At 64.3% G+C, this 19,363-nt stretch carries 18 protein-coding genes; 15 read left to right on the top strand and 3 right to left on the bottom strand.

Annotation, left to right across the window (positions count from 1 at the left end; translation table 11 throughout):
* Nucleotides 1-23 precede the first annotated feature (23 nt).
* The 8 genes from bamA (at nt 24) to QM685_RS16705 (ending at nt 8,575) form a co-directional block, all read left to right on the top strand.
* The gene (bamA, locus tag QM685_RS16740) at nt 24-2,345 is read left to right on the top strand and encodes an outer membrane protein assembly factor BamA (RefSeq protein ID WP_415117484.1); all 2,322 of its coding nucleotides are present in this window, start codon (nt 24-26) and stop codon (nt 2,343-2,345) included.
* 76 nt (nt 2,346-2,421) lie between these two features.
* Nucleotides 2,422-2,943: an OmpH family outer membrane protein gene (locus tag QM685_RS16735; RefSeq protein ID WP_205193092.1), complete on the top strand. Its 522-nt coding sequence runs from the start codon at nt 2,422-2,424 to the stop codon at nt 2,941-2,943.
* A gap of 185 nt (nt 2,944-3,128) precedes the next feature.
* The gene (lpxD, locus tag QM685_RS16730) at nt 3,129-4,229 is read left to right on the top strand and encodes a UDP-3-O-(3-hydroxymyristoyl)glucosamine N-acyltransferase (RefSeq protein ID WP_415117483.1); all 1,101 of its coding nucleotides are present in this window, start codon (nt 3,129-3,131) and stop codon (nt 4,227-4,229) included.
* A gap of 186 nt (nt 4,230-4,415) precedes the next feature.
* The gene (gene fabZ, locus QM685_RS16725; protein WP_415117482.1) at nt 4,416-4,880 is read left to right on the top strand and encodes a 3-hydroxyacyl-ACP dehydratase FabZ; all 465 of its coding nucleotides are present in this window, start codon (nt 4,416-4,418) and stop codon (nt 4,878-4,880) included.
* Nucleotides 4,881-4,973: 93 nt separating this feature from the next.
* A complete protein-coding gene (gene lpxA, locus QM685_RS16720) occupies nt 4,974-5,762 on the top strand; it encodes an acyl-ACP--UDP-N-acetylglucosamine O-acyltransferase (protein ID WP_415117481.1) in 789 nt (262 codons plus the stop codon).
* A 3-nt stretch (nt 5,763-5,765) separates the two neighbouring features.
* Nucleotides 5,766-6,935: a lipid-A-disaccharide synthase gene (lpxB, locus tag QM685_RS16715; protein ID WP_415117480.1), complete on the top strand. Its 1,170-nt coding sequence runs from the start codon at nt 5,766-5,768 to the stop codon at nt 6,933-6,935.
* A complete protein-coding gene (rnhB, locus tag QM685_RS16710; RefSeq protein ID WP_415117479.1) occupies nt 6,932-7,678 on the top strand; it encodes a ribonuclease HII in 747 nt (248 codons plus the stop codon). The genes lpxB and rnhB overlap by 4 nt, the downstream gene beginning before the upstream one ends.
* Nucleotides 7,679-7,789: 111 nt before the next feature.
* Nucleotides 7,790-8,575: a TrmH family RNA methyltransferase gene (locus tag QM685_RS16705; RefSeq protein ID WP_415117478.1), complete on the top strand. Its 786-nt coding sequence runs from the start codon at nt 7,790-7,792 to the stop codon at nt 8,573-8,575.
* Nucleotides 8,576-8,628: 53 nt separating this feature from the next.
* Here the strand turns inward: QM685_RS16705 and QM685_RS16700 are convergent, their stop codons facing one another.
* A complete protein-coding gene (locus tag QM685_RS16700; RefSeq protein WP_415117477.1) occupies nt 8,629-9,444 on the bottom strand; it encodes a pyruvate, water dikinase regulatory protein in 816 nt (271 codons plus the stop codon).
* Nucleotides 9,445-10,012: 568 nt separating this feature from the next.
* On the opposite strand from QM685_RS16700, the gene ppsA reads away from it, so the two are divergent.
* The 3 genes from ppsA (at nt 10,013) to QM685_RS16685 (ending at nt 14,073) form a co-directional block, all read left to right on the top strand.
* On the top strand, nt 10,013-12,415 hold the full coding sequence (gene ppsA / locus QM685_RS16695; protein ID WP_415117476.1) for a phosphoenolpyruvate synthase: 2,403 nt from the start codon (nt 10,013-10,015) through the stop codon (nt 12,413-12,415).
* A 96-nt stretch (nt 12,416-12,511) separates the two neighbouring features.
* The gene (locus tag QM685_RS16690; protein WP_415117475.1) at nt 12,512-12,967 is read left to right on the top strand and encodes an NfeD family protein; all 456 of its coding nucleotides are present in this window, start codon (nt 12,512-12,514) and stop codon (nt 12,965-12,967) included.
* 158 nt (nt 12,968-13,125) lie between these two features.
* Nucleotides 13,126-14,073 (top strand): SPFH domain-containing protein, encoded by a 948-nt coding sequence (locus QM685_RS16685; protein ID WP_415117474.1) that lies wholly within the window; start codon nt 13,126-13,128, stop codon nt 14,071-14,073.
* 95 nt (nt 14,074-14,168) lie between these two features.
* Here the strand turns inward: QM685_RS16685 and smpB are convergent, their stop codons facing one another.
* Complete coding sequence (gene smpB / locus QM685_RS16680; protein ID WP_415117473.1) at nt 14,169-14,615, bottom strand: SsrA-binding protein SmpB; 447 nt, start codon at nt 14,613-14,615, stop codon at nt 14,169-14,171.
* Nucleotides 14,616-14,715: 100 nt separating this feature from the next.
* On the opposite strand from smpB, the gene QM685_RS16675 reads away from it, so the two are divergent.
* Nucleotides 14,716-15,153, top strand: coding sequence for a type II toxin-antitoxin system RatA family toxin (locus tag QM685_RS16675; protein ID WP_415117472.1), 438 nt, complete (start codon nt 14,716-14,718; stop codon nt 15,151-15,153).
* Nucleotides 15,150-15,482, top strand: coding sequence for an RnfH family protein (locus QM685_RS16670; protein ID WP_415117471.1), 333 nt, complete (start codon nt 15,150-15,152; stop codon nt 15,480-15,482). The genes QM685_RS16675 and QM685_RS16670 overlap by 4 nt, the downstream gene beginning before the upstream one ends.
* Nucleotides 15,483-15,620: 138 nt before the next feature.
* Here QM685_RS16670 and QM685_RS16665 read toward each other — a convergent pair whose 3' ends face one another.
* Entirely contained in the window at nt 15,621-16,598 is a 978-nt protein-coding gene (locus QM685_RS16665; protein ID WP_415117470.1) for a DMT family transporter, read from the bottom strand.
* Between the two features lie 328 nt (nt 16,599-16,926).
* On the opposite strand from QM685_RS16665, the gene guaB reads away from it, so the two are divergent.
* Together guaB and QM685_RS16655 are read left to right on the top strand one after the other, a co-directional pair.
* A complete protein-coding gene (gene guaB, locus QM685_RS16660) occupies nt 16,927-18,387 on the top strand; it encodes an IMP dehydrogenase (RefSeq protein WP_415117469.1) in 1,461 nt (486 codons plus the stop codon).
* Nucleotides 18,388-18,393: 6 nt separating this feature from the next.
* Complete coding sequence (locus QM685_RS16655; RefSeq protein ID WP_415117468.1) at nt 18,394-19,167, top strand: hypothetical protein; 774 nt, start codon at nt 18,394-18,396, stop codon at nt 19,165-19,167.
* The last annotated feature ends 196 nt before the right edge of the window (nt 19,168-19,363 follow it).

Below are 19,363 nucleotides of genomic sequence, written 5' to 3'. Positions count from 1 at the left end.
GCTATACACACTGGGGAAGCACGTTGTTCAAACCTCATCGCTTTGGTCCAAAGACGGTTATAGCCGCGGCGTTCGCCGCGCATGGGCTGGTTGCTCACGCAACAACGCCCTTCGTGGTGCAAGACATTCGCATTGAGGGATTGCAACGCGTCGAACCCGGTACCGTGTTCGCGTATCTGCCCATCAAGCAAGGCGACACCTTCTCCGACGACAAGGCATCCGAAGCGATCCGCGCGTTGTATGCCACCGGCTTCTTCAACGACGTCAAGATCGCGACCGAAGGCAACGTCGTCATCGTGCAGGTGCAGGAGCGCCCCGCGATCGGCACGATCGACTTCGCCGGCATTCACGAGTTCGACAAGGACAACCTGACCAAGGCGCTACGCGCGGTCGGATTGTCGCAAGGGCGCTACTACGACAAGGCGCTCGTCGACAAGGCCGAGCAGGAGCTGAAGCGCCAGTATCTGACGCGCGGCTACTACGCCGCCGAAGTCACCACCACGATCACGCCGATCGACCGCAATCGCGTCGCGGTGCTGTTCTCGGTGGCCGAAGGTCCGAGCGCGAAGATCCGCCAGATCAACTTCATCGGCAACAAGGCATTCAGCACCGGCACGCTGCGTGACGAAATGCAGTTGTCCACGCCGAACTGGTTCTCGTGGTACACGAAGAACGACCTGTACGCGAAAGACAAGCTCACCGGCGACCTCGAGAACATCCGCTCGTACTACCTGAATCGCGGCTACCTCGAGTTCAGCATCGAATCGACCCAGGTGTCGATCACGCCGGACAAGAAGGACATGTACCTGACGGTCACGCTGCACGAAGGCCAGCCGTACACGATCTCGAACATCCGCCTCGCCGGCAATCTGCTCGACCGCGAGGCTGAGCTCAAGAAGCTGATCAAGATCAAACCCGGCGACCGTTTCTCGGCTGAAAAGCTGCAGGCCACTACGAAGGCGATCGTCGACAAGCTCGGCGAATATGGTTACGCGTTCGCGACCGTCAATGCGCAGCCGCAGATCGACCAGAACAACCATACGGTCGACCTGACGTTGCAGGTGGACCCGAGCCGCCGCGTCTATGTGCGCCGCATCAACGTGGTCGGCAACACGCGTACGCGCGACGAAGTGGTGCGCCGTGAAATGCGTCAGCTCGAAAGCTCGTGGTTCGATTCGAACCGCCTCGCGCTGTCGAAGGATCGCATCAACCGTCTCGGCTACTTCACCGACGTCGACGTGACCACGGTGCCGGTGGAAGGCACGCCCGACCAGGTCGACATCGACGTGAAGGTCGCGGAAAAGCCGACCGGCGCGATTACGCTCGGCGCGGGCTTCTCGTCGACGGACAAGGTGGTGCTGTCCGCGGGTATCTCGCAGGACAACGTGTTCGGTTCGGGTACGAGCCTCTCCGTGAACGTCAATACCGCGAAGACTTACCGCACGCTGACGGTCACGCAGGTCGACCCGTACTTCACGGTGGACGGCATCAAGCGTATTACCGACGTGTATTACCGCACGTACCAGCCGCTGTACTACTCGACGGATTCGAGCTTCAAGATCGTCACGGCCGGCGCCGACCTGAAGTTCGGCATTCCGTTCTCCGAAGTCGACACGGTGTACTTCGGCGCGGGCTTCGAGCAGAACCAGCTCGACATCGATTCGAACACGCCGCAAAGCTATATCGACTACGTGAACGAGTTCGGCCGTACCTCGAACAACGTGCCGCTCACGGTAGGCTGGTCGCGCGACGCGCGCGACAGCGCACTAGTGCCGAGCCGCGGCTACTTCACGCAGGCGAACGCCGAATACGGCACGCCGGTCGGCGGCACGCAGTACTACAAGGCCGACATCAATGCGCAGTACTATTACTCGTTCGCGCGCGGCTTCGTGCTGGGCTTCAACTTCCAGGGCGGCTACGGTAACGGTCTCGGCGGCAGGCCTTATCCGATTTTCAAGAACTACTACGCGGGCGGTATCGGTTCGGTGCGGGGCTACGAGCCGAGTTCGCTCGGTCCGCGCGACGGCAAGACGAACGATCCGATCGGGGGTTCGAAGCTGCTGGTGGGCAATATCGAACTCACGTTCCCGTTGCCCGGTACAGGCTATGACCGCACGCTGCGTGTTTTCACGTTCCTTGATGGCGGTAATGTCTGGGGGCAGGCAAGTTGTACGGCGAGTGCGTGTGCGAGCACCGGCTCTAACGGCCTGCGTTACGGCTACGGTGTGGGTCTCGCGTGGATCTCGCCGATCGGCCCGCTCAAGCTGAGCCTCGGCTTCCCGCTCGTCAAGCACGAAGGCGACCAGTATCAGAAGTTCCAGTTCCAGATCGGGACGGCGTTCTGATCGCGCGGCGGGCGGTCCTGGCCGCGAGCGGCTCCGGCGGCAGCCCCGGCCAAACTACGGTATCGAGAGGATGACTTTGCTAACCGGTATGTTTTCGAAACGTGTAGCGTGCGCATTGGCACTGGCCATGACCCTGGGGGTCGGGGTGGCGCATGCGCAGGAGGCGAGGATCGCCGCGGTGAATTCCGACCGTATCCTGCGCGAATCGGCGGCGGCGAAGGCCGCGCAGTTGAAGCTCGAGGCCGAATTCGCGAAGCGGGACAAGGATCTCGCCGACATGGCGCAGAAGCTCAAGTCGATGTCCGACGCGCTCGACAAGAACGGCGCGTCGATGTCGGCGGCCGATCGCGCGCAGAAGCAGCGTGATCTGTCGCAACTCGACTCGGACTTCCAGCGCAAGCAACGGGAGTTCCGGGAAGACCTCAATCAGCGCCGCAACGAGGAACTGGCCGCGGTGCTCGATCGCGCGAACAAGGTGATCAAGCAGATCGCCGAGACGCAACACTACGATCTGATCGTGCAGGAAGCGGTGTACGTGAGCCCGCGTATCGATATTACCGACCAGGTGCTGAAGGCGCTGGCGGCGTCGGGCAACTGATCGCGCGCGTGGCTCCGCGGCGGGTGTCGACGTGCGCGCGCAACGACGGAGCTGATTGAACGGCGGCAAGCATCTGCATGGAATTGGAGTAGGCGCTAAAGCGCTAACTCCAGCCGACAGCGTTGCATGGGACCCAAGTAAGCGCTGAAGCGCTAACTTGGGTCGACATAGGAGACAGGATAGGCATGGCATTTACGCTCGAGGACATCGTCCAGCGGTTCGGCGGTGAAGTAGTCGGAGATGGTTCGCAGCGCGTGAGCAGTCTCGCGCCGCTCGACCAGGCAGGCCCGGACCAGTTGGCGTTCCTCGCCAATCCGAAGTATCTGTCGCAGGTCGAAACGACCCGTGCGGGCGCGGTGCTGATCAGCGCCGACGACCTCTCGAAGCTCGCTTCGCGCGACACGCGTAACTTCATCGTCACACCGAATCCCTACGCTTACTTTGCGCGCGTCGCGCAAACCTTCATCGATCTCGCCGCGCCGAAGCCCGTGCCGGGCGTGCATCCGGGCGCGATCATCGATCCGTCCGCGCAGATCGCCGCGAGCGCGGTGATCGGCCCGCGCGTCACGGTCGAAGCCGGCGCGGTGATCGGCGAGCACGCGCGGCTCGACGCCAATGTGGTGATCGGCCGCGGCTCGCGCGTCGGCGCGAACTCGCATCTTTATCCGAACGTCACGGTGTACCACGACTGCAAGCTCGGCGAGCGCGTGATCGTGCACGCCGGCGCGGTAATCGGCTCGGACGGTTTCGGCTTTGCACCGGATTTCGTCGGCGAGGGCGAAGCGCGCACCGGCAGTTGGGTGAAGATTCCGCAGGTCGGCGGTGTGTCGATTGCGAACGACGTCGAAATCGGCGCGAACACGACGATCGATCGCGGCGCGATGGCCGACACGATCATCGAGGAGTGCGTGAAGATCGACAACCTCGTGCAGATCGGCCATAACTGCAAGATCGGCGCGTATACGGTGATCGCCGGCTGCGCGGGCATCGCGGGCAGCACGACGATTGGCCGTCACTGCATGATCGGCGGCGCGGTCGGCATTGCCGGGCACGTGACGCTCGCCGATTACGTGATCGTCACCGCGAAGTCGGGCGTCTCGAAGTCGCTGCTCAAGCCCGGCATGTACACGAGCGCGTTCCCGGCCGTGAACCACGCGGACTGGAACAAAAGCGCGGCGCTGCTGCGCAATATCGACAAGCTTCGCGATCGCATCAAGGCGCTCGAAAGCGCCGCGGGCGGCGCGGCGGCGAATGCGGCGGACGCGTCCGCGAGCGACGAGATCTGACAGATATCACGGCGGCCCCGCCGACGCCGCGTAAAATAGCGGGCGAGCATCACGAAGCAAAGCCGGTTGCCGTGGCCGGGTGGCGCGGCCGCCGGTCACCGAGGGCGCCGGCCGCGCGCGTTTTCAACCCACCTGCACCAGCATCCGCAGTCATCACCGCGCAGTCAATGCGTGAGCAGAAACACCATGAGCACCGAAAAAATCAATCTCGACATTCATAAGATTCTCACGCTGCTGCCGCATCGTTATCCGATCCTGCTGGTCGACCGCGTGCTCGAACTCGAGCCGCACAAGAGCATCAAAGCGTTGAAGAACGTGTCGATCAACGAGCCGTATTTCCAGGGACATTTCCCGACGCGGCCGGTGATGCCTGGCGTGCTGATTCTCGAAGCGCTCGCACAAACGGCGGCGCTGCTGACGTTCTCGGAAGAGCCGAGCGATCCGTCGAACACGCTGTACCTGTTCGTCGGCATCGACAACGCGCGTTTCAAGCGCGTGGTGGAGCCGGGCGATCAGTTGATCCTGCATTGCACGTTCGAGCGTCACATGCGCGGCATCTGGAAGTTCAAGGCGCGCGCCGAAGTGGATGGCGTCGTTGCGGCGGAAGCCGATCTGATGTGCGCGGTGCGTCACACGGACAAAGACGCCTGAAGCCCACGTTCGGGATCAGGGGGCGCGGCACGCGCGCGGCCGGCCCGTAACAGGTCCATCCAGACAACGCAACAGAATCAGAAGCGAGGACGCATGAGCAGGATTCATCCCACTGCGATCATCGAACCGGGCGCGCAACTCGACGAATCCGTCGAAATCGGGCCATATGCCGTTATCGGCGCACACGTGACGATCGGCGCGCGCAGCACGGTCGGTTCGCACAGCGTGATCGAAGGCCACACCACGATCGGCGAAGACAACCGCATCGGCCACTACGCATCGGTCGGCGGCCGCCCGCAGGACATGAAGTACAAGGACGAGCCGACCCGGCTCGTGGTCGGCAACCGCAACACGATCCGCGAGTTCACGACGATCCACACCGGCACGGTGCAGGACGCGGGCGTTACCACGCTCGGCGACGACAACTGGATCATGGCCTACGTGCATATCGGTCACGACTGCCACGTCGGCAACAACGTGATCCTGTCGAGCAACGCGCAGATGGCCGGCCATGTGACGATCGGCGACCACGCGATCATCGGCGGCATGTCGGGCGTGCATCAGTTCGTGCGCATCGGCGCGCATGCGATGCTCGGCGGCGCGTCGGCACTCGTGCAGGACATTCCGCCGTTCGTCATCGCGGCCGGCAACAAGGCCGAGCCGCACGGCATCAACGTCGAGGGTCTGCGCCGACGCGGCTTCTCGGCGGACGCGATCTCGGTGCTGCGCACGGCGTATCGCGTGCTGTACAAGAACGGTCTGTCGCTCGAAGAGGCGAAGGTGCAATTGCGGGAGCTCGGCGCGGCCGGCGGCGACGGCGATGCCCCGGTGCAGACGCTGCTCGCATTCGTCGAAGCATCGCAACGCGGCATCATCCGCTAACCGATGGCGCTGCAACCCAGTCCGCTGCGCGTCGCGATGGTGGCCGGCGAGCCGTCCGGCGACCTGCTCGCCGCGTCGCTGCTCGACGGCCTTGCCAGCCGCCTGCCGGCCGCCACGCAGTACTACGGCATCGGCGGTCCGCGCATGATCGCCACGGGCTTCGATGCTCACTGGCCGATGGAAAAGCTCACGGTGCGCGGCTATGTCGAGGCACTGCGGCACATCCCCGAAATCCTCGGCATCCGCAACGAACTGAAGCGCCAACTGCTCGCCGAGCCGCCGTCGGTGTTCGTCGGCGTCGACGCGCCCGATTTCAACTTCGGGCTCGAGCACGCGCTGCGCGACGCCGGCATTCCCACCGTTCACTTCGTCTGTCCGTCCATCTGGGCATGGCGCGGCGGGCGCATCAGGAAGATCGCGAAGGCGGTCGACCACATGCTGTGTGTGTTCCCGTTCGAAACCGCGCTGCTCGAAAAGGCAGGCGTCGCGGCGTCGTACGTGGGCCATCCGCTCGCCGACCAGATTCCGCTCGAACCTGACACGTTGGGCGCGCGCCGCACGCTCGGTCTCGCGCAAGGCGGTCCGGTGATCGCGGTGCTGCCGGGCAGCCGGCGTTCGGAAATCGATCTGATCGGCCCGACTTTTTTCGCCGCGATGGAGATGATGCAGCATCAGGAGCCCGGTCTGCGCTTCGTGATGCCGGCGGCCACGCCGGCGTTGCGCACGCTGCTGCAACCGCTCGTCGACGCGCATCCGGGGCTTGCGCTGACCATCACCGACGGCCAGTCGCAGCTCGCGATGACCGCCGCCGATGCGATTCTCGTGAAAAGCGGTACCGTGACGCTCGAGGCCGCACTGCTGAAAAAGCCGATGGTCATTTCGTACAAGGTGCCCTGGCTGACGGGCCAGATCATGCGCCGCCAGGGCTATCTGCCGTACGTCGGCCTGCCGAATATTCTGGCGGGGCGTTTCGTGGTGCCCGAGATCCTGCAGCATTTCGCGACGCCTCAGGCGCTCGCCGAAGCGACGCTGAAACAGTTGCGCGACGAAGCGAACCGGCGCACGCTGACGGAAATCTTCACGGAGATGCATCACGTGCTGAAGCAGAACACCGCGCAGCGCGCGGCGGAAGTCGTGGCCAGCGTCGTCGAAAAGCGGGCGAGGCAGCCATGACCGCGGCGCGCGCGCCTCGCCGCAAGACCGCGGCCGTCGTTCAGGTGACGGCGCAGGCGGGCCTGAACTTCGAGAGCGCGGACGACATCGTCTGCGGCGTCGACGAAGCGGGCCGCGGGCCGCTGGCCGGCCCGGTCGTCGCCGCGGCGGTGATTTTCGACCCGTCGAAACCGATGATTCGCGGCCTCGACGATTCGAAGGTGCTCACCGCGAAGAAGCGCGAGGAGCTGTACGAGAAGATCGTCGATCGTGCGCTCGCGTACTGCGTCGCGTCGGCGACGGTCGAGGAAATCGATTCGCTGAATATCCTGCACGCGACGATGCTCGCGATGAAGCGCGCGGTGGAGGGGCTGTCGGTCGTGCCGACGCTCGTGAAGGTGGACGGCAACCGCTGCCCGATGCTCACCGTTCGCAGCGAAGCGGTGATCGGCGGCGATGCGCTCGTTAAGAGCATTTCGGCGGCGTCGATTCTCGCGAAAGTCACGCGCGACCGCATGCTGCTCGAATTGCACCAGTCCTTTCCGGTTTACGGCTTCGACGCGCATTCCGGTTACGGTACGCCGCAGCATCTCGCCGCGCTGCGCGAGCATGGGCCTTGCGAGCATCACCGGCGTTCGTTCGCGCCGGTGCGTGAAGCGCATCTGCGTTTTGGCACGGGCGTGACACTGCCGGCGGCCGAGGCCGTCGTCGTATCCGGGGTGCTGCTCGACGACGACGCGTTCGGCGCAGCCGGCGTCGCGTGAAAGACCGCGTGAGCGCGGCATAAGCAGGGCAGAAGCACGGCATAAGCACGGCCCGCGCTTCCGATCCGACGCACCGTTCATTCCTTTCCATTCTCACTGCCTTCGCTGCCTGTGAAAGCCATCACCTCGCGGGACAATCCGCTCTACAAGCGTCTCAAGGCACTGGCCGGCTCGACGCATCAACAGCGCCGCAGTGGCCACGCGCTGCTCGAGGGCTTCCATCTCGCGAGCGCGTACCTCGACGTCGCCGGGCAGCCGGAGCTGTGTGTCGTCACCGACGGCGCGCTGCGTCACGACGAAGCGCAGGCGATCGTGTCGCGCATCGACGAGCATCGGCTCGTGACATTGCCGGACGCGTTGTTCGGCCAGTTGTCGAACGTCGTGCATGGCGTCGGCATTCTGCTACTCGTCGAGAAACTCGACGCGCCGCTGCCCGAGCGCATTGCGCAAAACTGCCTCGTGCTCGACGGCGTGCAGGATGCGGGCAACGTCGGTTCGATCCTGCGCAGCGCGGCCGCCGCGGGCATCGGGCAGGTGTTCTGCACGCCGGGTACCGCGTACGCGTGGTCGTCGAAAGTGCTGCGCTCGGGCATGGGCGCGCATTTCCTGCTGCGGATTCACGAAGACGTCGACGCGAATGCGCTGATCGATCGCCTTGCGGTACCGGTCGTCATCACCGATTCGCATGGCGCCGAGGCGATCTACGACTGCGATCTGAGCGGGCCGCTCGCGTGGGTGTTCGGCAACGAAGGGGCGGGGGTGTCGCAGGTCTGGCGCGACGCGGTGTCGTTGCGCGTGACGATTCCGCAGCCAGGCGGCATGGAGTCGCTGAATGTGGCGGCCGCGGCGGCTGTCTGCGTGTTCGAGCAGTGCAGGCAGCAGCGCGGACGAAAGTAGCGGGTGCGGGTGGCGCCGCGGGCAGGCGCCGCACTCGGCGCCTAACCCGGCGCCTAATAAGACGGCCGGTCCAGTTTGATTTCCTGCAGGATCGTCGTTGCGATCTCCTCGATCGATTTGTGCGTCGACGACAGCCACTTGATCCCCTCACGCCGCATCATCGCTTCGGCTTCGTTGATCTCATAGCGGCAGTTTTCCAGCGCCGCGTACTTGCTGCCCGGGCGCCGCTCGTTGCGGATTTCCGACAGGCGCTGCGGATCGATGGACAGACCGAACATCTTGCGCCGATGCTCGAGCAGTGGCGTGGGCAGCTTGCCGCGCTCGAAGTCTTCGGGAATCAGCGGATAGTTTGCCGCCTTCACGCCGTACTGCATCGCGAGGTAGAGGCTCGTCGGCGTCTTGCCGCTGCGCGATACGCCGACGAGGATCACGTCGGCGTCCTCGAGATTGCGGTTCGATTGGCCGTCGTCGTGCGCGAGCGAGAAATTGATCGCTTCGATCCGGTTCTTGTATTCCTCGGTGTCCGCGTTCTGGTGGCCACGGCCCATCGCGTGGCTCGACTTCAGCTCGAGCTCCTGCTCGAGCGGCTCGACGAAGGTCTGGAACATATCGAGCACGAGCGCGTTCGAGCCCTTGACGATCTGGTTCGATGCGCTATCGACGAGCGTCGTGAAAACGATCGGCCGACGGCCGTCCTGCGCGACTGCCTCGTTGATTTTTTCGAGCGTCGCGTAGGCTTTTTCGGTCGAATCGACGAAGGGCACGCGAACCAGGCGGAATTTCTGGTCGAACTGGGAGAGGATCGAGTGCGCGAAGGTTTCGGCGGTAATTCCGGTACCGTCGGAGACGATGAATACGGTGGGCGGCATCAGTGGGGCAGTGAAGTGAGGCGGTGAACGTGAGCGGCACGATGCGTAACGGAAACGCACGCCGACGCTCGAATCAAACAGCGCTGCGGCAGGCCCGCGCTCCGGTGACTGGCCGGAGACGGCGGTGTCGACGCAGCGCGCCGTGGACGCCACGATCGCACCCGGAAAGCGGCCGCGCCTCGCAAAAGCCCGCTGGCTGGGTCCGGGCGCGATTCGAGGCGCAATTCTCGTCCGACTGCCACATTTCAGGAGTCGGCACGGTAGAATAGCGGCAACCTGTTGGATAAGCAATTGCAGACGATTGACGTCTAACTTGCCGCGAACGGTCGTTCAACGCCGCGTTATCAGCCGTTAATGTGCGGTGAACGCGGGCAATCGGGCGGCAAAGCCGGTCAATCGTATTTTTGGTCATCCGTCCAGCCGCCGCGCCCCTGTGGCGCGTGCCTGGCCGCCATGGCGATTGCTTATCTAACAGGTTGTGCAAGACACGGGGTCGAGCTTCCAATGGGCTGCCCGTGTTCAAGCCCACTTGCACAGCCGTGAATTTCTTTCACACTTAGGGGCTTGTATGACTAACGCAGTTACCGTCGCAAAGGACAAGGCGTATGTAGTTCCGTTCGAGCAGTTGCGGATGACCGATGTGGAGATTGTCGGCGGCAAGAACGCGTCGCTGGGCGAGATGATCAGCCAGCTCGCCGAAGCCGGCGTGCGGGTGCCGACCGGTTTCGCCACCACGGCGCTCGCTTTCCGCGACTTCCTGCATCACAACAATCTGACCGAACGCATCGCCAAACGCCTCGAAACGCTCGACGTCGACGACGTGAAGGCGCTCGCCGAAGCGGGCAGGGAGATCCGTCAATGGATCGTCGACGCGCCGCTGCAGCCGCGGCTCGAGGCTGACATCCGCGCGGGGTTCGACACGCTGCAAAATAGCTCGCCCGAAGAGCTGTCGTTTGCGGTGCGCTCGTCCGCGACCGCGGAAGACCTGCCCGATGCATCGTTCGCCGGTCAGCAGGAAAGCTATCTGAACGTGGTCGGCATCGACGACGTGCTCGATCGCATGAAGCACGTGTTCGCGTCGCTGTACAACGACCGCGCGATCTCCTATCGCGTCCACAAGGGTTTCACGCACGCTGAAGTCGCGTTGTCGGCGGGCGTGCAGCGCATGGTGCGCTCGGACGTCGGTGCCGCGGGCGTGATGTTCACGCTCGATACCGAATCGGGCTTCAAGGACGCCGTGTTCATCACGTCGAGCTACGGTCTCGGCGAAACCGTCGTGCAAGGCGCGGTGAATCCGGACGAGTTCTACGTCTTCAAGACGACGCTCGCGCAGGACAAGTACCCGATCATCCGCCGCTCGATCGGCTCGAAGCTGATCAAGATGGAATTCACGAAACCGGGCGAGCCGGGCCGCGTGAAGACCGTCGACGTGCCGCACGAGCAGCGCAACCGCTTCTCGATCACCGACGAAGACGTGATCGAACTCGCGAAGTACGCGGTCATCATCGAAAAGCACTACCAGCGCCCGATGGACATCGAGTGGGGCAAGGACGGCCGCGACGGCAAGATCTTCATCCTGCAGGCGCGTCCGGAAACCGTGAAGAGCCAGGGTACGGGCAAGGCGGAGCAGCGCTTCAAGCTGAAGGGTCAGTCGAACGTGCTGGCCACCGGCCGCGCGATCGGTCAGAAGATCGGCGCGGGTCCGGTGCGCGTGATCCACGATCCGTCGGAAATGGACCGCGTGCAGCCGGGCGACGTGCTGGTCGCCGACATGACCGACCCGAACTGGGAGCCGGTGATGAAGCGTGCGTCGGCGATCGTCACGAACCGCGGCGGCCGCACCTGCCACGCGGCGATCATCGCGCGTGAGCTGGGCGTGCCGGCGGTGGTCGGCTGCGGCGATGCGACCGACGTGCTGAAGGACGGCGCGCTCGTCACCGTGTCGTGCGCGGAAGGCGACGAAGGCAAGATCTACGACGGCCTGCTCGAAACCGAGATCACCGAAGTGCAGCGCGGCGAACTGCCGCCGATTCCGGTGAAGATCATGATGAACGTCGGCAATCCGCAACTGGCTTTCGACTTTTCGCAGTTGCCGAACGCGGGCGTCGGCCTCGCGCGTCTCGAGTTCATCATCAACAACAACATCGGCGTTCACCCGAAGGCGATTCTCGAGTATCCGAACGTCGACCAGGACCTGAAGAAGGCGGTCGAAAGCGTCGCGCGCGGTCATGCGTCGCCGCGCGCGTTCTACGTCGACAAGTTGACCGAAGGCATCGCGACGATCGCCGCGGCGTTCTATCCGAAGCCCGTGATCGTGCGGATGTCGGACTTCAAGTCGAACGAGTACAAGAAGCTGATCGGCGGTTCGCGCTACGAGCCGGACGAGGAAAACCCGATGCTCGGCTTCCGCGGCGCGTCGCGCTATATCGCGGAAGACTTCGCCGAGGCGTTCCAGATGGAATGCGTCGCGCTGAAGAAGGTGCGTGAAGAGATGGGCCTCGACAACGTCGAGATCATGGTGCCGTTCGTGCGTACGCTGAAGCAGGCGGAGCGCGTGGTCGACCTGCTCGGCAAGTTCGGCCTGAAGCGCGGCGAGAAGGGCCTGCGCCTGATCATGATGTGCGAAGTGCCGTCGAATGCGATTCTGGCCGAAGAGTTCCTGCAACACTTCGACGGTTTCTCGATCGGCTCGAACGATCTCACGCAGCTCACGCTCGGCCTCGACCGCGACTCGGGCATGGAACTGCTCGCCGTCGACTTCGACGAGCGCGATCCGGCGGTCAAGTTCATGTTGAAGCGCGCGATCGAAACGTGCCTGCGCCTGAACAAGTACGTCGGCATCTGCGGGCAGGGCCCGTCCGATCATCCGGATTTCGCGCAATGGCTGACCGATGAAGGCATCGCGTCGATCTCGCTGAACCCCGACACGATCATCGACACGTGGCAGCAACTGGCGAAGTCGAAGCAGTAACGGGCGACGCTTGCCGCATCGCCCATTAAATGCACGCTCGCTTCGTGCTATAAACACCCCGGTAGATCCGGGGTGTTTTGCTTTGTGGAGGTCGACGTGGCGCCTGGTGGACTGTTCTGGTGGATCGGGGCGGGTGTGCTTGTCGTGCTGGAGCTGATGAGCGGCACCTTCTATCTGTTGATGGTCGCGCTCGGCTTCGTCGCGGCCGCGCTGGCGCATATTGCCGGCGCCGGCGCCGACGTGCAGTTCGCGATTGCCGCCGTGGTCGCGCTGGCCGCGGTCGTGGTGCTGCGGCGCTCGCGCTTTGGACGTCGCAAGCGTGAACAGGCGTCGCGCAACCCGGACGTCAATATGGACATCGGCCAGACGCTGAACGTGCCGGCGTGGCAGGGGCGCAAGGCGCGCGTCGCCTATCGCGGCGCGGCGTGGGACGTCGAGCTGGCCACGGGCGAGCCCGAAGACGCGCTGGTCTACGAGATCAGGGAATTGCGCGGCAGTTGCCTCGTCGTCGTGGCGAGCCGGCACCCGAAGGCTAATGCTACGACGGCCTGAATATGAGCACGGGGTTCGCCACCCAGGCTCATCGATATCCGTTCACGGGCCAGGGCTCGCAAGCCTGAGCTCAAGGGCCTGAGGCCTGAGCTGCCAAAAAGGGCAGACCGCGTGAATCTGCGCACAACTATTCGAATCACGGACCGGAGGGTAGTCATATGGATTCAACCATCGTCGGGGCGGTACTGCTGATCGTCGTGATCGTGCTCGCGTCGCAGACCATCAAGATCGTCCCGCAGCAGCACGCGTGGGTGCTCGAGCGCCTCGGCCGTTATCACGCCACGCTGACGCCGGGTTTGAGCTTCGCGTTTCCGTTCGTCGACCGGATCGCGTACAAGCACGTGCTGAAGGAAATTCCGCTCGAGGTGCCCAGCCAGGTCTGTATCACGCGCGACAACACGCAGTTGCAGGTCGACGGCGTGCTGTATTTCCAGGTCACCGACCCGATGAAGGCGTCGTACGGATCGAGCAACTTCGTATTCGCGATCACGCAACTGTCGCAGACCACGCTGCGCTCGGTGATCGGCAAGCTCGAACTCGACCGGACCTTCGAAGAGCGCGATTTCATCAACCACAGCATCGTGTCGGCGCTCGACGAAGCGGCCGCGAACTGGGGCGTGAAGGTGCTGCGCTACGAGATCAAGGACTTGACGCCACCGAAGGAGATCCTGCACGCGATGCAGGCGCAGATCACCGCCGAGCGGGAGAAGCGCGCGCTGATCGCGGCGTCGGAAGGGCGCAAGCAGGAACAGATCAATATCGCGTCGGGCGGCCGCGAGGCGGCGATCCAGAAGTCCGAGGGCGAGCGCCAGGCGGCGATCAACCAGGCGCAGGGCCAGGCGGCGGCGATTCTGGCCGTGGCCGAGGCCAACGCGCAGGCGATCCAGAAGATCGCGGCGGCGATCCAGTCGAATGGCGGGATGGACGCGGTCAACCTGAAGGTGGCCGAGCAGTATGTGAATGCGTTCTCGAATCTCGCGAAGCAGGGCACCACGCTGATCGTGCCGGGCGATATGTCGAACATGAGTTCGATGATCGCGTCGGCGCTGACGATCGTGAACAAAGGCAAGGCGGGCGGCGAGGCGACGCGAAGCGACGCGCGTTGAGACGACGTGCGCTAACGAGTCGCACAAAAAATAATGGCCCGCACATCGTGCGGGCCATTTTCATGGAGCGCTGCTGAAAGAGGAGGCTGCGAAGCTCAGGTCGGCGAACGCATCAGGCGGGCTTTCTCGCGCTCCCAATCACGCTTCTTTTCGGTCTCGCGTTTGTCGTGCAGCTTCTTGCCTTTCGCGAGGCCGATCTCGCATTTGACGCGGCCGTTCTTGTAGTGAAAGTTCAGCGGCACGAGTGTATAGCCGCGCTGCTCGACCTTGCCGATCAGCTTGCTGATTTCCTCGCTATGCAACAGCAGCTTGCGCGTGCGCACCGGGTCGGGCTTGATGTGGGTCGACGCCTCGGGCAGCGGGCTGATGTGCGTGCCGATCAGGAACAGCTCACCGTTGCGGATCACCACGTAGCCTTCCTTGATCTGGCCGCGCCCCGCGCGCAATGCCTTGACCTCCCATCCTTCGAGCACGAGTCCGGCTTCGTAGCGCTCCTCGACCGAGTAGTCGAAGAAGGCTTTTCTGTTGTCGATGATGCTCATGAATGGAAAGTGCCCAACTCGTTTAAAATCACGATTTTAGCAAAGCGGGGCAAGGAAAGCCCGCGGCGCTCATCCACCCTTGCCACGTGCTGTCCAATTTATGGCAGATGTCCAGAAAACCGTGTTGATCCGTCATTCGGCGGAACAGATGTTCGACCTCGTCACGGACGTCGCCGATTATCCCAACTTTCTGCCCTGGTGCGGAGGAGTCGAAATCCGCCGCCAGGACGAAACCGGCATGGAGGCGAAGATCGATATCAACTTCAAGGGCATCAAGCAGCATTTCGCCACGCGCAACACGATGGAGCGGCCCACGCGCATCGACATGGAATTCGCGGACGGCCCGTTTCGCAAGTTCACCGGTTTCTGGCGTTTCACGCCGCTGCGCGCCGATGCGTGCAAGATCGAGTTCGCGCTGCACTACGAATTCACCAATATCCTGCTCGAGAAGATCATCGGGCCGGTGTTCAGTCACATCGCCAATACGTTCGTCGAATCCTTCGTGAAGCGCGCCAACCAGCGCTATGGCCAGCCATGAGCGAGCGTCTGTCGGTTGAAGTCTGCTATGCGTTGCCCGATGCGCAGACGCTGATTCCGGTCGAGATACCCGCGGGCGCGACGCTGCAGCAGGCGATCGACGCGAGCGGAATCCTCCAGCGCTTTCCGTCGATCGATCTGGGCACGCAGAAGGTGGGCGTGTTCGGCAGGCTCAAGCCGCTCGATACGGTGCTCGCCGACCATGATCGCGTCGAGATTTACCGGCCGTTGCTCGTGGATCCGAAAATGTCACGTCAGCGCCGCGTCGAGAAAACGCGCAAGGCGGGGTCGGTCGAGGGGCGTCGCTGGTTGAACAGGGATTCGCGGTAGGCAGGCCGCCTGGAGGCCGCCGGTTTCCCGAACGGGCTATTGCGACCAGCTGGAGATCGTTGCCGAACGTTTCGAAGCGCCGCGCCAGCGAGCCGGTGCGCCGCCGGCTCGCCGTGTACCGCCTGCGCGCAGGTCATATCACGGCGCCGACATCTGCGCCTCATCGTCGATACGCGCGGCGCCCGACGAATCATCGTCCGAATGCTGGCGCACCGACCAGCACACCCCCGCCACCAGCAACAGGATCGCCGCGAGCTCCAGCGGGCGGGGCAGGCGCTGGTCGTAAATGAACGCATAAAGCAGCGCGAACAGCGTCTCGAACACGATCATCTGGCCGGACAGCGTCAGCGGCAGCCGTTTCGACGCGGCGTTCCACAGGCCGTTGCCCAGCCACGACGCGCCGATCGCGAGCACCAGGTTCAGCAGCCAGAACGTGTGCCAGCGCGCGCCGGCCAGCTCGCCCTGGGGACCGCCGGACGGCAGCACCGCGATCACGAGCCACAGCGCCCCGCCGAGCGCGCCGGTCACGACGCCCCACAGCACTGACCACTCGTTGCCGCTGAAATGTGTCTGGCGCTGCAGATAGCGGGCGTTTTCGACCGCGAACCAGGTCCAGCAGCCGAGCGCGCCAACTGCGCAGGCGACGCCGAGAAGCCGCGGCGCAACGCTGACCGGCGTTGCGCCGGCCACGGTAAACACGTCGATATTGATGCAGACGATGCCCGCCATCACGATCGCGAGCGGCCACGCGAGGCGCGCGAGCGGCACCGCGCCGTGATCGCGCCGGCCGACCAGCGTGACGGTGACCGGCAGCACGCCGACGATCAGTGACGCGGGCGCGATCCCGATCAGATGGACCGCGGCCGTCAGCAGCAGGTAGTAGACGATGTTGCCGGCGAGCGCGAGCTTCACGAGCGCGATCAGATCCTCGCGGGTGAGGCGCTCGAGAAGGGAGCGCGCCGTCGGCAGCGCCGCGGCCAGCGACACGACGCCGTACATCGAGTAGCGGCCGGCGCTCAGCAGCAGCGGCGAGAAGTCGGGCAGCACGCGCGGTACCAGAAAAACCATGCCCCACAAAGCCCCGGCCATTACCCCATATGCCACACCGCGCTGCATCGACTGCCCCTGCTGGAAAAAACTGGAATGGCCGGCAGAATAGCGGTTTTGCGGGCGGCGCGTCTTGTTCGATCCTGCATTCGGACGGTTTCGGCGGTTTTTCGACTCGCCTGGGCGGGCATGCGCCGCGTTTACCGCCGGCCTCCAGGGGGCTTTTGCCTGCGAACGCGCAAACGAAACCCGATCGAAACCGGCGCGAACAGCCAGGCGAAATCGCCGGCCTCGGGAACACGGAAAAAATCGTCTGAAATTCGCTAAGCTGCTGTTCGCGCAGTGAAAACCGGGGTGGTATCGCGTATAATTCGCTTTTGCGCCTATAGGATTTGCCATGCGTCTGATCCAAACAGCACTCACGTTCGATGACGTGCTCCTCGTCCCGGCCTTCTCCGATGTTCTGCCGCGCGACACCAGCCTCAAGACCAGGCTGACCCGCAACATCTCCCTGAACATGCCGCTCGTGTCCGCCGCGATGGACACGGTGACCGAAGCACGTCTGGCAATCGCCATGGCGCAAATGGGCGGCGTCGGCATCATCCACAAGAACCTCACGCCGGCCGAGCAGGCGCGCGAAGTCGCGAAGGTCAAGCGCTTCGAGTCGGGCGTCGTGCGCGATCCGATCACGGTGCCGCCGCAAATGAAGGTCCGCGACGTGATCGCGCTGTCGCGCCAGCATGGCATTTCGGGTTTTCCGGTCGTCGAGGGCTCGCAGCTCGTCGGCATCGTGACGAACCGCGACCTGCGCTTCGAGGAGCGTCTGGACGAGCCGGTGCGCAACATCATGACGCCGCGCGAGCGCCTCGTCACCGTCAAGGAAGGCACGCCGCTCGCCGAAGCGAAGGCGCTGATGCACAGCCACCGCCTCGAGCGCGTGCTGGTCGTCAACGACGCATTCGAGCTGCGCGGCCTGATGACCGTCAAGGACATCACCAAGCAGACCGAACACCCGGACGCATGCAAGGACGAACACGGCAAGCTGCGCGCGGGCGCGGCGGTCGGCGTCGGCGAGGACAACGAAGAGCGCGTCGAGCTGCTGGTGCAGGCGGGCGTCGACGTGATCGTCGTCGATACCGCGCATGGCCACAGCAAGGGCGTGCTTGAGCGCGTCAAGTGGGTCAAGCAGAACTTCCCGCACGTCGAGGTGATCGGCGGCAACATCGCGACCGCCGCGGCCGCGAAAGCGCTCGTCGAATACGGCGCGGACGGCGTCAAGGTCGGTATCGGTCCGGGCTCGATCTGCACGACGCGGATCGTCGCGGGCGTGGGCGTGCCGCAGGTCACCGCGATCTCCAATGTCTCCGACGCGCTGAAGGGCACTGGCGTGCCGGTCATCGCCGACGGCGGCGTGCGCTTCTCGGGCGACATCAGCAAGGCGCTCGCCGCGGGCGCGAGCGCGGTCATGATGGGCAGCATGTTCGCCGGCACCGAAGAGTCGCCGGGCGAAGTGTTCCTGTATCAAGGGCGCCAGTACAAGTCGTACCGCGGCATGGGCTCGGTCGGCGCGATGAAGGACGGCGCCGCCGACCGCTACTTCCAGGACAACTCGGCGAACATCGACAAGCTCGTGCCGGAAGGCATCGAAGGCCGCGTCGCCTACAAGGGCTCGGTCAACGCGATCCTGTTCCAGTTGATCGGCGGCGTGCGCGCGAGCATGGGCTACTGCGGCTGCCGCACGATCGCCGAAATGAACGGCAAGGCCGAGTTCGTGCAGATCACCGGCGCGGGCCTGCGCGAGTCGCACGTGCACGACGTGCAGATCACCAAGGAAGCGCCCAACTACCACGTGGACTAAACGCCGATGAAGCCACTGCTGCGTGTTGTACTGATCCTGGATGCGTTGGTGCTGCTGGCGTTCGGCCTGCTGTTCCTGCTGACGCCGTGGGCTTCGCTGTACAACAACCTGCAACTGGTGCCGACGCAGCCGGCGCTGGTCGGCCAGGCATTCGGCGTCGCGCTGATCGGGCTCGCGTGGCTCGCGGTGCATGCGTCGTTCGATGGGGCGTTGACGTCGACGGTCGCGAAGGTCGTCGGTCACGTGCACTGGCTGAGCGGCGTGCTGATGCTGGTCTGGCTGCTCGGGTTGCGTACGCCGTCGCTGACTGGCTTCGGGCAGATCGTCTCGGTGCTGGCCGGTGTCGTGCTGGTGGTGATCGGCCTGGGTGGCGTGAGGTTGGCGGGCGCGGTGCGGCGGCGCGAGAAGGGGAGCGTGGTCAAGTCTTCTTCGAGCAGGGCCGATAAGCGTGCCGCCAAAGAAGCGGAGAAAGAGGCTGAAAAGGAAGCCGCGCGGCGGCGCGAACTCGAGCGGGACACTCCGCGCGAGCCGCGTGTCACCGCGGGCTTTCCGGTCTATCACGCCGAACCGGTGGCCGAGCCTGTCGTGCCGGCAACGCGGCCGGTCAATCCGGCTGCCAACGCACCTGTTGCGCCTAACGTCAGTTCCGCCGCGCCGCTCCATCCGGGCGCAAGCGAACCCGGCCTGAGCGAGTCCGAACGCGCCGCGCGCGCGGCGGCTGCCTCCGGCGACACCCGCAGCGACGCGCCCGGCACACCCCGGCCGCCGTTTCATGGCTGACGCGCCGCGCGCCACGCCGTTTGCCGAAGCTACCGGGTTTCGTTCGCGCGCACCGCAAGCGGCTGGCCGCAGTGTTGGCCATAACCGTGCGCTTCATCGAGATGTTTCAGGTCCGCGCCGCATTTTATGCGTGGCCGCCTGCACCGCTTTGAATTCAACGCCGCGCGTCGTGCGCGGCATTCCGTATCCGCCCACT

The organism is Paraburkholderia sp. (assembly GCF_047605525.1).
Classification (GTDB): Bacteria; Pseudomonadota; Gammaproteobacteria; order Burkholderiales; family Burkholderiaceae; genus Paraburkholderia.
Note: the sequence above shows the minus strand (reverse complement) of the source record. Positions and strands in the feature narration are given on the sequence as shown.